Below are 12,534 nucleotides of genomic sequence, written 5' to 3'. Positions count from 1 at the left end.
CATTAGCCGCCGCCCATGAAGACGTTTGTGCTTTTCGTCGTGACCGCGCTCGCCGAGATCATCGGCTGCTATCTGCCTTACCGCTGGCTGCGCGAAGGCGCGAGCGCGTGGCTCCTCGTACCGGCCGCGGCCTCGCTCGCGCTCTTCGCGTGGCTGCTCACGCTCCATCCCACGGCCGCCGGCCGCACCTATGCGGCCTACGGCGGCGTCTATGTCTGCGTGGCGATTCTCTGGCTCTGGGCCGTCGAGGCGATCCGGCCGAGCCCGTGGGATTGGGCCGGCATCGGCTTCGCGCTCGCCGGCATGGCGCTCATCATGTTCCAGCCGCGCTGAGCGGCCCCGGACTCAGCCGAGCGTATCGACCCCTGCGGAAACTTGTCGCGGAAGGCCTGCGGCATCGGCACGGGCGCTTTCGCTTCGTAGTCGAAGAACACGAAGCCCGATTTCGCCATGGCGACGAGCGCGCCATCGGCGCACCGCGCGATGCGCAAGATGATGTCGCAGAAGGTGAGGGTGGTGTCTGGGTTCGCGAGCCTCGACGCCTGACGCGGGAGCGCCAGTACAGGCGCTCGGGTGGCGCTTCAGGCGGCGGATCGCCTTCGGGCACGGGCGGCGGCTCGGAGTCCGGCACTGGCGGGGGCGGCGGGCGATGCGGATCGTCGGGCTCCTCGGTCGGCAGATGAGCCTCGGGAGCGCGTCGAACACGGGCGGCGGGCAGAAAATTCGCAGGCATAGACCTCTCCGGGATGCGCGAAGCGTGCGCCTGATGGGGCAACGCGACACCCCGGCCCTGTCTTCGCGCGAATCCAGTTGCCCGGCTGGCCGCAAACGCCGTGCCACGCGACGCGCCTGGGGCCTGGCCGGTACGCGGGTTGCTGTGCCTTGCGAGGGGACTTTGCGCTCGCTGCGACGTTGCGGGGTCCTCGCACCCGGACTCGCATCGCACTGAAGGAGGACCGATGACTTTGCTCTCGACGAAGGTTTGCATGGCCGGCGCGCTCGCGCTGGCACTCGTCCAGGAGGGGGCCGCGGCGGGCGCGGCGCTCGCGCAGGACAATACCGGTGCGGATCGGCCGACCACGGCGCCCGCCACGCAGTCGAGCGGGGCGAAGGCCAACGGCGTGTACCCGGCGCCGACCGAGGGTGTCGAGCAAGGCGTGCCCGCCAGCAAAGGCGCGCAGCCCACGCGAACGACGCATTCCTCGAAGCACAAACCGCATCGCGCGAAACAGCCGGTCAAGGGCGCAGCCAAAGAAACGGCAACCGGCGCGGCGAACGCATCGGCTGCGGCGGGCGGCAGCGATGCGCGGGAGTAAGACGATGGACGAAAATCGCGTCTTTCATTTTCCGCGCAATCTGCGCGAAAGCCGTCCGGCCCAACGCCAAAGCGACGTCGAGACTTTTCTCCTGGCCAGGCACGGATGGGTGCCGAACAACGCGCGGCTTCCCGTCATCGTCTATCGGCGCGCGCTGGCGCCGGGCACCCATGACCCGGCACGGGCGTTCAACGACCGTTTCGAGGCGAACGGCTGGCCGGTGCAATGGCTCGACGGCGTGTTCGACTATCACCATTTCCATTCCACGGCGCACGAAGTGCTGGGCGTGTTCGCCGGCACGGCCGAACTGATTCTTGGCGGCCCGGGCGGGCGCGTGCTGCGCGTGCGTGCCGGCGACGCGCTGCTGCTGCCGGCCGGCACCGGCCATTGCCTGCTATCGCTCGCGGGCGGTTTCCGCGTGGCGGGTGGCTATCCGCGCGGGCAGCAATGGGACATCCGCCGCGACGCGTTGACGGCGGCGGAGTGGCGCGCCATGCAGGCGCTTGCCTATCCCGCGAGCGATCCCCTCTATGGGCAACGTGGGCCGCTGATCGAGCATTGGCTCGCGCAGGCATGAGCGCGCCGGGCACAGCGCTTGCATTGAGGCGGTATTCACCGTGCATTCGCACAAGGGGGATACCATGACGACGCAATCGAATTGCGCGTTGAACTCGCCGCCAGATTTGCGGGCGCCGCCTTGCCGCCGCAGCTTCGCGCTCGCCGTCGCGTTCGGGTGCGTGCTCGGCTGCACGCTGGGCATGCCGTCTGCCGCGCTCGCGCAGGGCGCCGCGCAATCGATCGCCGTGCAGCGCATGGCGACGGTGCAGTCGGGCACCGGCTTTCGCGCCTCGAAGCTCGTGGGCGCCGACGTCTACGACACTAGCGGCAGCAAAGTCGGCGCGATCGACGACATCGTGCTCGAGTCGCCTAATGAAGGCGCGTTCGCGATTCTCTCCGTGGGCGGTTTTCTCGGCCTGGGCCAGCATCTCGTGGCCGTGCCGTTCAACGACCTGCGCATCGACAGCAAACAGATCGTGCTGCAGGCCGACAAGGCCCAGTTGAAGGCCATGCCCGAGTTCAACTACGCGCACGAATGATGCGCCCGTACGCGAGCGTGATGACCGGAGGTCAAGACCGCCAGGACCTGAGTCCAAAGTCCCTGAGTCCAAAGTCCTATTGCGCGCCCCTCGTCCACACACCATAGTGGATCTTGCCTCGTGTGAGGCGTCCGAAGCGGGGAGCGATTCAATGGCGAAGAAAGAGGAAGTCAAGGCCGCGAGCGCAGCCGAACCGGCGGAAAAACTCAGCGAAAAGGCCTATCAAAAGGAACTCGAACGCCTGCATGGCGAACTCGTTCGCTTGCAGGAGTGGGTGGTCCAGAAGCGCCTCAGGGTCTGCATCCTGTTCGAAGGCCGCGATGGCGCAGGCAAAGGCGGCACCATCAGGGCGCTCACCGAACGGGTCAGCCCGCGCGTGTTTCGCGTATTCGCGCTGCCCGCGCCGACGGAGCGCGAAAAGTCGCAAATGTATTTCCAGCGCTACCTGCCGCTGCTGCCCGCCGCGGGCGAGATCGTGGTGTTCGACCGCAGCTGGTACAACCGCGCGGGCGTCGAGCGCGTGATGGGCTTTTGCACGGAGGAACAGGCGACGAATTTCCTGCGCGGCGTGCCGCTCATCGAGCGCGCCATCATCGACTCGGGCACGATCCTCATCAAGTTCTGGCTCGAAGTGAGCCAGAAGGAGCAGACCCGGCGCCTCGAAGGCCGCATCAACGATCCGCGCAAGGTCTGGAAGCTTTCGCCCATGGACCTCCTGTCGTATAGCCGCTGGTACGACTATTCACGCGCGCGCGACGAGATGTTCGACATGACGGATACGCCCGAATCTCCATGGTTCGTTGTCCGATCCGATGACAAGAAACGTGCGCGTCTGAACGTCATCAGCCATATTCTGAACACCATTCCGTACAAGGCGCTGCCGCGCGAGAAAGTCGCTTTGCCGGACCGCCAGAAGCCGCAGGGTTACCGCGACCCAGACTATCCTTATCGCTACGTGCAGGAGAATTACTGAGCAGCATTGCGTTCGGTCCGGCGTTGCTTGTCGTCGCGCCGGATCAAGGCACACTATCATCACGATTGAACGCACACGAGGGGTAGACCATGGCCGATCTGCTGTTGGGTAATATCGACGAACACGTCACGGACGCCGAAATCAACGAGTTTCTGGAGCGCTACGGTTTTCCGCCGTACGATGCGATTCAGCGCATCGAGGGGGCGGGCCGTCCCGGCGCGCTGCTCACCTTCCACACGGCGAGCGAAGAGGGCTTGCGCCGCTTGCAGGGCCGCATCAACAACCTGTTCTGGCGCGATCACACCATCAGCGCCCAGGTCATGCCGCCGGCACGCGAAGAATAGGCGGCACGCAGACACACAACAGGGCGCGCACCGCGGCTTCGCCCGCGGTGCGCGCCCTGCATTTTCAGGCACCGTTTCGAGGCGCCCGCTCCGAGGCCGAACAGGCCGGCCTCAATAGAGGATCAAGCCTGGCCTCTGCGTGCTCACGCGTGTGCCCGCCTTGCCCTGGGTAATCGCCACGATATCGGCGAGCGCGCCGATCACCGCATCCTTGCCGGTGTTGCGTGCGAACTCCGCGGCCGCCATGACCTTCGGCCCCATCGACCCGGCCGCGAAACCCAGCTTCTCGAGTTCGTCGGGATGCGCGCTCGCAATCGCCTTTTGCGACGGCTTGCTCCAGTCGATGTACGCGGCGTTCACGTCGGTGGCGATGATGAGCATGTCGGCCTCCAGCTCCTGCGCGAGCAGGGCGGAGCACAGATCCTTGTCGATCACGGCCTCCACGCCGCCCAGCTTGTGGCCTTCGCCGTAGAGCGTGGGAATGCCGCCGCCGCCCGCGCAAATCACGATCGTGCCGCGCTCCAGCAGCCATTTCACGGGGCGGATCTCGAAGATGTGCTTCGGCCGCGGGCTCGCCACGACACGGCGGAACTTGTCGCCGTCCGGGGCGATGGCCCAGCCGCGCTCGGCGGCGAGTTTATCCGCCTGCTCCTTCGTGTAGACCGGGCCGATCGGCTTGCTCGGATGCTGGAACGCCGGATCGTTCGCATCCACTTCGACCTGGGTGAGGATCGTCGCGAAGGGCACCTCGTACGGCAGGAGATTGCCGAGTTCCTGCTCGATCATGTAGCCGATCATGCCCTCGGTCTGCGCGCCGAGCACGTCGAGCGGGTAGCCCGGCACGTCCTTGTAGGCCTCGCCCTGCAGCGCGAGCAGGCCGACCTGCGGCCCGTTGCCGTGGGCGATCACCAGTTCGTTGCCCTGCGCGATCTGCGCGATCTGGGTGGCCGCGAGGCGCACGTTCTCGCGCTGGTTCTCCGCCGTCATCGGCTCGCCGCGCCGCAGCAGCGCGTTGCCGCCAAGCGCAATCACGATTCGCATGTCTGACTCCCACGGTAATGCGTGTCGGTGAAGCGGAGCGCATGCGCCGCGTTGCCAGGTTTGCAACCCGGCTGCGCGGCGCACGCGCGCCGTCAAGCGGTGGCGCTCAAATGTCGGCGAGCGTCGAAACGAGAATTGCCTTGATCGTGTGCATGCGGTTTTCCGCCTGTTCGAAGGCCAGATTCAGCGGCGACTCGAACACTTCCTCCGTGACCTCGACACCGCCCTTGAGCTCCGGATACTTGTCGGCGATCTGCTTGCCGATCACCGTCTCGCTGTTGTGGAAGGCGGGCAGGCAGTGCATGAAGCGCGTATGCGGCGTGCCGCTCGCCTTCATGAGCGCCATGTTCACCTGATAGGGCAGCAGCGCCTTGATGCGTTCGCCCCACGCCTCCATCGGCTCGCCCATCGAGACCCATACGTCGGTGTGCACGAAATCCACGTCCTTGACGGCGGCCTTGGGGTCCTCGGTCAGCAGAATGCGCGCGCCGCTTTCCTCGGCGAACTTCTTGCAGTCGGCGACGAGATCGTCATGCGGCCAGAGCGACTTCGGCGCCGCGATGCGCACGTCCATGCCGAGCTTCGCGCCGACGAGCAGGAGCGAGTTGCCCATGTTGTTGCGCGCGTCGCCGAGATACGCGTAGCTGATCTGCGTGAGCGGCTTGTCCGAATGCTCGCGCATGGTGAGCACGTCGGCGAGCATTTGCGTGGGGTGGTACTCGTCCGTCAGTCCGTTGAACACCGGCACGCCGGCGAACTTCGCCAGTTCCTCGACGATCTCCTGCTTGAAGCCGCGGTACTCGATCGCGTCGTACATGCGGCCCAGCACGCGCGCCGTGTCCTTCATGCTCTCCTTGTGGCCGATCTGCGAAGAGGTCGGATCGATATAGGTGACGTTCGCGCCTTGATCGTAGGCCGCGACCTCGAATGCGCAGCGCGTGCGCGTGGAGGTCTTTTCGAAGATCAGCGCAATGTTGACGCCCTTGAGGTGCTGCTGCTCGGTGCCCGTGTACTTGGCACGCTTGAGGTCGCGCGAGAGGTCGAGCAGATAACGCAACTCGCGGTTGCTGTGATGGATCAGACTAAGCAGGCTGCGGTTGCGCAGGTTAAAAGCCATGTCGTTTCTCCGTTGCGAATGCAGTGGGAATGCGCATAAGTGGCGACGCTCAGAGATCGACGGCGTCGCGGATGATCGGGCAGGTCATGCAGTGGCCGCCGCCGCGCCCGCGGCCCAGTTCGCTCGCCGTGATCGTGATGACCTCCACGCCGGCCTTGCGCAGCAACGTATTCGTATAGGTGTTGCGGTCATAGCCAATCACGACGCCGGGCTCGACGCACACCACGTTGTTGCCGTCGTCCCATTGCTCGCGCTCTGCCGCGAACGCGTTGCCGCCGGTCTCGACGATGCGCAGGCTCTTCAAACCCAGCGCCTCGGCCACGACGTCCACGAAGGGCTTTTCCTCGCGGCGCAGGTCGAGCTTCGAAGGGCTCTTGTCGTCGGGGCGAATCGAGAACGGCACGATCTCGTCGACCACTTCGGGGAAGATCGTCACGAGGTCGCGGTCGCAGAAGCTGAACACCGTGTCGAGGTGCATGGCCGCGCGCGACTTGGGCAGGCCCGCCACGACGATGCGCTCGGCGCCGCCCTTGGCGAAGATGTTCTGCGCGAGGCGGCCGATCGCCTGGCGGCTCGTGCGCTCGCCCATGCCGATCAGCACGACGCCGTTGCCGATCGGCATCACGTCGCCGCCTTCGAGCGTGGCCGCGCCATGGTCCTCGTCGGGGTCGCCGTACCACACCTGGAAGTCCTTGCCCGCGAAATCGGGGTGATACCGGTAGATGGCCGTGGTGAGCAGCGTTTCCTGGCGGCGCGCCGGCCAGTACATCGGGTTGAGCGTTACACCGCCATAGATCCAGCAGGTCGTGTCGCGCGTAAAGGTGCTGTTGGGCAGCGGCGCGAGCACGAAGCTCGAATAGCCCAGATAACGGCGAAATTCCTTGAGGATCTTGCTTTGTTCGGTATCCGGAATATCTTCGGCAACCACGCCGCCAATGAGGAATTCCGCGGTCTTGCGCGGCTCGAGCCCTTCGAGCCAGCTGCGCACCTCGCCGGCGAGCGACACGCCCACGGTCTCGGGGCGAACCTTGCGATCGAGAATGTACTTGAGCGCTTCGGGGTGTTGCACCGTTTCCGTGAGCAGATTGTGCATCTCGAGGACGTCCACGCCGCGCTCGCGCATCTTGGTCACGAAGTCGAAGTGGTCGCGCTTCGCCTGGCTGACCCAGATCACGTCGTCGTAAAGCAGCTCGTCGCAGTTGCTGGGGGTGAGGCGTTGATGCGCGAGGCCCGGCGCGCATACCATGACCTTGCGCAGCTTGCCTGCCTCGGAATTGACGCCGAAGGCGACAGTGTCCGTACTCATCATGAGACTCCTCGAATCAGAGGGTGAGAAAGCCCTTGTACAGGCCGAAAGCCGCCAGCAATGCGCCAATCAGCACAGCGGCGAAAATGAACTTCTCGATGTTGGTGAACACGGGCTGGCCGACCTCGCGTTTTGCGCGCGCGAACAGCACGACGCCTGGCGCGTAGAGCAACGCGGAGAGCAGCACATATTTGAGGCCGCCGGCATAAATCAGCCAGATCGCGTAGATCACGGCGATGCCCGCGATGACGAGGTCCTTGTTGCGCTCGCCGCTGTCGATCTCATACGTTTCGCCGCGCAGCGCGAGCAGAAAGGCGTAGGCTGCCGACCAGAAGTAGGGCAGCAGGATCATCGAAGTCGCGAGATAGATGAGCGAGAGATACGTGCCCTTCGAGAACAGCGTGATGACGAGGAATATCTGCACCATGCCGTTCGTGAGCCACAGCGCGTTGGCCGGCACGTGCCTGGCGTTTTCCTTGCGCAGGAAGTTTGGCATCGTGTGGTCCCGCGCAGCCGAAAAGATGATTTCGGCGCACAGCAGCACCCACGAGAGCAGGGCACCCGCGAGCGACACGACGAGCCCCACGCTGATGAGAATCGCACCCCAGTGGCCGACCACGTTTTCGAGCACGCCCGCCATCGATGGGTTCTGCAGGGCCGCCAGCTTCGGCTGCGTGAGCACGCCGAGCGACAGCACGTTCACGAGCACGAGCAGGAGCAGCACGCCGACAAAACCGATGACCGTGGCCTTGCCGACATCGCTGCGCTTTTCCGCGCGTGCGGAGAAGATGCTCGCGCCTTCAATGCCGATGAACACCCACACGGTCACGAGCATCATGCCGCGGACCTGGTTCGTCACGCTGCCGAGCTTGGGATTCATTTGTCCCCAGACGTCGGCCGTGAAGGTGCTGGAGCGGAATGCAAACGCGCAGATGATGATGAAGAGGCACAGCGGCACCAGCTTCGCGACCGTGGTGATCTGGTTGACGATCGCGGCCTCCTTGATGCCCCGCAGCACGAGAAAATGCAGCGCCCAGAGCAGTACCGAGGCGCAGATGATGGAGAGCGGCGTGTTGCCCTCGCCGAACACCGGGAAGAAGTAGCCGAGCGTGCTGAACAGGAGAACGAAGTAGCCGACGTTGCCGAGCCACGCGCTAATCCAGTAGCCCCATGCCGAGCCGAAGCCCATGTAGTCGCCGAAGCCGGCTTTCGCGAAAGCGTAGACGCCGCCGTCGAGTTCGGGCTTGCGTATGGCCAGCGACTGGAACACGAAGGCGAGCATGAGCATGCCGACCGCGGTGATCGCCCAGCCGATCAGCACCGCGCCGGCGTCGGCGCTGGCAGCCATGTTTTGCGGCAGCGAGAAGATACCGCCGCCCACCATCGAGCCCACGACGAGGGCAGTGAGGGCGCCGAGGCGAAGCCTGTTGGCGGCGGCTGGCGTGGCGGCGCTATCGGGCTTGGCAGCGGGCTGAGGCGTGGACGTCGATTCGGACATGCGCGGTCTCCTGTACGAGCCGGTTGGGTCGCAGATCTCGCGCTGCGCGCCAAGCCGTCAATTTGCTTGTGCCTGAATCTGCAGCGCGGATCACATGCCGCGAGAGCGGAACCCGTGCCGCTACGCGCTCAATCTGATATGGGGCGCACAATCTGGCAATAAGACTTTGGTCCGATAGAGGGCGGTGAATCGACGGGAATTAGTCAAATTAAAGGCGTCAATGGATTGCAGTTTTATGACGATCGTTATGCCAGTTGCGTATGGAACAGGCCATGCGCCGGACTTTCCCGGCAAACCAGACATTGCGCGGCGCAAGGTAAATAAGCGGTTCGATCTATTTTGCAGGACAACCGGCATGTGAATCCTGATTTATCTCAAATTAAACCGGGAGGCGAAAATATCGATCGCGCGTAAGTGTTCAATTACATGTTTCGTTCGAAACATTGACAATAATCACAAGGTCTCATTGCGCGCGATGTTAACGGACATCGTCGCCTGCAAATGCGATTGGACACCTTCCCGGATTCCGGCGCCGCGGCGAGTCGAATCCGCGCGCATTACCCGGTTCATGAAGTGGCTGGGCAACGCGCGGGAAGGCGGCCGGTCCGCACGCCATGGCCCATCCGGAAAGTCTCGCGTGGTTTGCAGCGTTTGCGGGCACGAGGGGCGGCGGCCAGGTGATTTCGGCCGTGCCGATTTAGAATGGCGCGCGGGCGCACACCTATGTCCGTCCGTTTTCGCGGCCTCCCATCGTCAACGCATGCCATCGCCTAGCGCTACCGTTCCCATCTCGCTCGTCAACGGCTTTCTCGCCGGCGCGGGCGCCGAGCCTGCCGTGATCCGCCGCTATCTCAACGAGGCGGGCATCGCGCTGGAACTGCTCGCGAGGCCTGGCGGCCGCGTCACGGAAGAGCAGTTCTCCACGCTCTACCAGACGCTCGCCATCGAACTCGACGACGAGATGCCCGGCATCTTCAGCCGGCCGCTGCGCAGCGGCACGCTCAAGTTTCTCTGCCTGAGCCTGCTCGATGCGCGCAACCTCGAAACGGCGCTGCACCGCTTCGACCAGTTCTTCCACATCGTGCTCGACGATTTCCGGCTCGAATCGCGCCGCCAGGGGCTCGTAGCCCAGGTGGCATTACGCGCCAACCCGGCATACGGAGCGATCGGGCCGCTCGGCCAGGAGCTGATGCTCAAGCTCGCGCATGGCGTGTCGTCCTGGCTGATCGGCCAGCGCATTCCGCTCCTGCAAGTCGATTTCGCCTGCGCGCAGCCTCCGCACGCGCTCGATCACCGCTATTTCTTCTCAGGTCCTGTGCGTTTCGGCTGCGAAGCCACGCTGATGCGCTTTAGCGCTGCCTATTTCGACATGCCGATCCGGCAGAGCAAGCGCAACCTGCGCGCGTTTCTCGCGCGCTCGCCCGGCGACTGGATCTTCGAGACCTTCAGTGAGCAGCTCGTGAGCCACAACGTGCGCCAGTACCTGGCTGCGCAACTGCCCGATCTGCCGACCATCGAAGCGGCGGCCGACAGCCTGCACTGTTCGGTGCGCACGCTCTGCCGGCGCCTCGCCGCGGAGGAGACCACGTTCCAGGCGCTCAAGGACGAACTGCGCCGCGACGTGGCGATCCAGCGCCTCACCGACACCCAGGACACGATCGCGGCCATTGGCGGCGATCTGGGTTTCGATGACCCCAGCGCCTTTCACCGCGCCTTTCGCCACTGGACGGGCAGCACGCCTGGCACTTACCGCCGGCGCGGCTGAGCGTCGGCGGGCACAAAGTGACGACGCCCACCCATGAAGGGTGGGCGCGGCAGCCGACAGCGTGGCTAGAATTGTCACCATGTGGTCCGGTTTGGACAGTGGTTTCGCGGCCCATTGGCGCTACGATCCCTCCTGTACTGCCGCAAGGTGGCCACCCAGGCAAGCCTGGCCCGGCGGCGCATCCAATTTGACCCTGAGTGACTGGAAGGACCGATCATGAGCTACAACGCCCCCGTCAAGGACATGCTGTTCGTGCTGAAAGAGCTGGCCGGCATCGACGCCGTCGCGACCCTGCCGGGTTTCGAAGATGCCGGTATCGACACTGCGCAGGCCGTGCTCGACGAGTGCGCGAAGCTCTCGGGCGAAGTCATCGCGCCGCTGAACGTGGAAGGCGACCGCGCGCCCAGCAGCTGGCGCGACGGCGAGGTCACGGCGACGCCTGGCTTTGCAGGGGCGTTCCGCCAGTATGTCGAGGGCGGCTGGCAGGGTCTGCAGCATCCGTCCGAATTCGGCGGCCAGGCGCTGCCCAAGCTGATCGCTACGCCTTGCATCGAAATGCTCAACGCGGCGAACCTCTCGTTCGCGCTGTGCCCGCTGCTTACCGACGGCGCCATCGAGGCGCTGCTTACCGCAGGCAGCGACGAACTGAAGGCGCGCTACGTGCCGAAGCTCATCTCCGGTGACTGGACCGGCACGATGAACCTTACCGAGCCGCAGGCCGGCTCCGACCTGGCGCTGGTGCGCTCGCGCGCCGAACCGCAAGGCGACGGTACGTACAAGGTCTTCGGCACGAAGATCTTCATCACCTGGGGCGAGCACGACATGGCGGAGAACATCGTTCACCTCGTGCTGGCGCGCACGCCGGGCGCGCCCGAAGGCGTGAAAGGCATTTCGCTGTTCGTCGTGCCGAAGTTCCTCGTCAACGAAGACGGTTCGCTCGGCGCGCGCAACGACGTGCATTGCGTTTCGATCGAACACAAGCTCGGCATCAAGGCGAGCCCGACGGCCGTGCTCCAGTACGGCGACCACGGCGGCGCGATCGGCTATCTGGTGGGCGAGGAGAACCGCGGCCTCGAATACATGTTCATCATGATGAACGCGGCGCGCTTTGGCGTGGGCATGCAGGGCGTGGGCGTGGCGGACAGCGCGTACCAGAAGGCGGTGGCGTACGCGAAGGAGCGTGTGCAGAGCCGCCCGGTGGACGGCTCGCTCAAGCAGTCGGCGACCATCATCCATCATCCTGACGTGCGCCGCATGCTCGCCTCGATGCGCGCGATGACCGAGGGCGCTCGCTCGCTCGCGTATGTCGCCGCTGCCTATAGCGACCACGCTCACTACCATGCCGACCCTGAAGTGCGCGCGCGCAATCTCGCGATCTACGAATTCCTCGTGCCGATCGTGAAGGGCTGGAGCACGGAAATGGTCAACGAAGTGACGAGCCTTGGCGTCCAGGTGCATGGCGGCATGGGCTTCATCGAGGAAACGGGGGCGGCCCAGTACTACCGCGACGCGCGCATTCTCGCCATCTACGAAGGCACCACGGCGATCCAGGCAAACGACCTGGTGGGCCGCAAGACGGTGCGCGACGGCGGCGCGGTTGCGAAGGCGCTGCTGGGCGAGATCGCCGGGACTGCTGAAGAACTGGGCCAGACCGGCGGCCCGGCGGCAGCATCGATGCGCGAGCAACTGGAGAAGGGGGCACGCGCACTCGCGAACGTCATCGACTACGTGATTGAGAACGTCAAGCGCGACCCGAACGCGGTGTTCGCGGGCAGCGTGCCGTATCTCAGGCTCGCGGGCATCGTGCTGTGCGGGTGGCAAATGGCGCGCGCGCTGCTCGTCTCGCAACGCGAACTCGCGAACGACCCGGAATTTTACGGCGCGAAAATTGCGATCGCGCAGTTCTACGCCGAGCATATTCTCGCGCAGGCAGGCGGCCTCGAGACGTCGATTCTGGCCGCAAAGGGCGACGCGGGCGTGCTCGCGCTGAGCGAAGCGCAGTTTTGATCGGGCGACTCGAAGCGCTCAGCTAGCAAGCAAGGAAGAAGATATGTCGTCGAGTGATCTGATTGCCCAG

The 12,534-nt window shown here is 64.9% G+C and carries 12 protein-coding genes and 1 pseudogene; 8 read left to right on the top strand and 5 right to left on the bottom strand.

Annotated features, from left to right (window positions below):
• Positions 1 to 15 precede the first annotated feature (15 nt).
• Complete coding sequence (locus tag BHE01S_RS27395) at positions 16 to 333, top strand: YnfA family protein (protein ID WP_042269426.1); 318 nt, start codon at positions 16 to 18, stop codon at positions 331 to 333.
• A gap of 32 nt (positions 334 to 365) precedes the next feature.
• On the opposite strand, the pseudogene BHE01S_RS39280 reads toward BHE01S_RS27395, so the two are convergent.
• Positions 366 to 500, bottom strand: a pseudogene (locus BHE01S_RS39280) (thioesterase); the annotation flags it as partial.
• Positions 501 to 959: 459 nt separating this feature from the next.
• Here BHE01S_RS39280 and BHE01S_RS27390 point away from each other — a divergent pair.
• The 5 genes from BHE01S_RS27390 to BHE01S_RS27370 all read left to right on the top strand — a co-directional run bounded on the left by BHE01S_RS27390 (position 960) and on the right by BHE01S_RS27370 (position 3,730).
• The gene (locus BHE01S_RS27390; protein WP_042269424.1) at positions 960 to 1,316 is read left to right on the top strand and encodes a hypothetical protein; all 357 of its coding nucleotides are present in this window, start codon (positions 960 to 962) and stop codon (positions 1,314 to 1,316) included.
• 4 nt (positions 1,317 to 1,320) lie between these two features.
• Entirely contained in the window at positions 1,321 to 1,893 is a 573-nt protein-coding gene (locus tag BHE01S_RS27385) for a cupin (RefSeq protein ID WP_245639879.1), read from the top strand.
• 64 nt (positions 1,894 to 1,957) lie between these two features.
• Positions 1,958 to 2,413: a PRC-barrel domain-containing protein gene (locus tag BHE01S_RS27380; RefSeq protein ID WP_084069301.1), complete on the top strand. Its 456-nt coding sequence runs from the start codon at positions 1,958 to 1,960 to the stop codon at positions 2,411 to 2,413.
• Between the two features lie 151 nt (positions 2,414 to 2,564).
• Positions 2,565 to 3,386 carry a polyphosphate kinase 2 gene (gene ppk2, locus BHE01S_RS27375; RefSeq protein ID WP_042269422.1) on the top strand — a complete coding sequence of 274 codons (822 nt, stop codon included), beginning with the start codon at positions 2,565 to 2,567 and terminating at the stop codon, positions 3,384 to 3,386.
• 89 nt (positions 3,387 to 3,475) lie between these two features.
• Entirely contained in the window at positions 3,476 to 3,730 is a 255-nt protein-coding gene (locus BHE01S_RS27370; protein ID WP_042269420.1) for a hypothetical protein, read from the top strand.
• 111 nt (positions 3,731 to 3,841) lie between these two features.
• Here BHE01S_RS27370 and arcC read toward each other — a convergent pair whose 3' ends face one another.
• The 4 genes from arcC to arcD form a co-directional block, all read right to left on the bottom strand.
• The gene (arcC, locus tag BHE01S_RS27365; RefSeq protein WP_042269418.1) at positions 3,842 to 4,771 is read right to left on the bottom strand and encodes a carbamate kinase; all 930 of its coding nucleotides are present in this window, start codon (positions 4,769 to 4,771) and stop codon (positions 3,842 to 3,844) included.
• A 106-nt stretch (positions 4,772 to 4,877) separates the two neighbouring features.
• The gene (locus tag BHE01S_RS27360) at positions 4,878 to 5,888 is read right to left on the bottom strand and encodes an ornithine carbamoyltransferase (RefSeq protein ID WP_042269417.1); all 1,011 of its coding nucleotides are present in this window, start codon (positions 5,886 to 5,888) and stop codon (positions 4,878 to 4,880) included.
• A 49-nt stretch (positions 5,889 to 5,937) separates the two neighbouring features.
• Positions 5,938 to 7,197: an arginine deiminase gene (gene arcA, locus BHE01S_RS27355; RefSeq protein WP_407669559.1), complete on the bottom strand. Its 1,260-nt coding sequence runs from the start codon at positions 7,195 to 7,197 to the stop codon at positions 5,938 to 5,940.
• Between the two features lie 13 nt (positions 7,198 to 7,210).
• Complete coding sequence (gene arcD, locus BHE01S_RS27350) at positions 7,211 to 8,578, bottom strand: arginine-ornithine antiporter (RefSeq protein WP_245639885.1); 1,368 nt, start codon at positions 8,576 to 8,578, stop codon at positions 7,211 to 7,213.
• Positions 8,579 to 9,452: 874 nt separating this feature from the next.
• Between arcD and BHE01S_RS27345 the strand changes: the two genes are divergently transcribed.
• On the top strand, positions 9,453 to 10,457 hold the full coding sequence (locus BHE01S_RS27345) for an AraC family transcriptional regulator (RefSeq protein WP_042269413.1): 1,005 nt from the start codon (positions 9,453 to 9,455) through the stop codon (positions 10,455 to 10,457).
• A gap of 216 nt (positions 10,458 to 10,673) precedes the next feature.
• Positions 10,674 to 12,464, top strand: coding sequence for an acyl-CoA dehydrogenase (locus BHE01S_RS27340; protein ID WP_042269411.1), 1,791 nt, complete (start codon positions 10,674 to 10,676; stop codon positions 12,462 to 12,464).
• Positions 12,465 to 12,534: the final 70 nt, after the last annotated feature.

This window comes from Paraburkholderia heleia NBRC 101817 (assembly GCF_000739775.1).
Lineage (GTDB): Bacteria > Pseudomonadota > Gammaproteobacteria > Burkholderiales > Burkholderiaceae > Paraburkholderia > Paraburkholderia heleia.
This window is presented reverse-complemented; position numbering and strand designations above follow the sequence as displayed.

What these genes read in the sequence shown, in the direction of transcription:
- BHE01S_RS27395 (WP_042269426.1), top strand. Translation starts at nt 16, where the DNA reads ATGAAGACGTTTGTGCTTTTCGTCGTGACCGCGCTCGCCGAGATCATC.
- BHE01S_RS27390 (WP_042269424.1), top strand. Translation starts at nt 960, where the DNA reads ATGACTTTGCTCTCGACGAAGGTTTGCATGGCCGGCGCGCTCGCGCTG.
- BHE01S_RS27385 (WP_245639879.1), top strand. Translation starts at nt 1,321, where the DNA reads ATGGACGAAAATCGCGTCTTTCATTTTCCGCGCAATCTGCGCGAAAGC.
- BHE01S_RS27380 (WP_084069301.1), top strand. Translation starts at nt 1,958, where the DNA reads ATGACGACGCAATCGAATTGCGCGTTGAACTCGCCGCCAGATTTGCGG.
- ppk2 (WP_042269422.1), top strand. Translation starts at nt 2,565, where the DNA reads ATGGCGAAGAAAGAGGAAGTCAAGGCCGCGAGCGCAGCCGAACCGGCG.
- BHE01S_RS27370 (WP_042269420.1), top strand. Translation starts at nt 3,476, where the DNA reads ATGGCCGATCTGCTGTTGGGTAATATCGACGAACACGTCACGGACGCC.
- arcC (WP_042269418.1), bottom strand. Translation starts at nt 4,771, where the DNA reads ATGCGAATCGTGATTGCGCTTGGCGGCAACGCGCTGCTGCGGCGCGGC.
- BHE01S_RS27360 (WP_042269417.1), bottom strand. Translation starts at nt 5,888, where the DNA reads ATGGCTTTTAACCTGCGCAACCGCAGCCTGCTTAGTCTGATCCATCAC.
- arcA (WP_407669559.1), bottom strand. Translation starts at nt 7,197, where the DNA reads ATGATGAGTACGGACACTGTCGCCTTCGGCGTCAATTCCGAGGCAGGC.
- arcD (WP_245639885.1), bottom strand. Translation starts at nt 8,578, where the DNA reads ATGGTGGGCGGCGGTATCTTCTCGCTGCCGCAAAACATGGCTGCCAGC.
- BHE01S_RS27345 (WP_042269413.1), top strand. Translation starts at nt 9,453, where the DNA reads ATGCCATCGCCTAGCGCTACCGTTCCCATCTCGCTCGTCAACGGCTTT.
- BHE01S_RS27340 (WP_042269411.1), top strand. Translation starts at nt 10,674, where the DNA reads ATGAGCTACAACGCCCCCGTCAAGGACATGCTGTTCGTGCTGAAAGAG.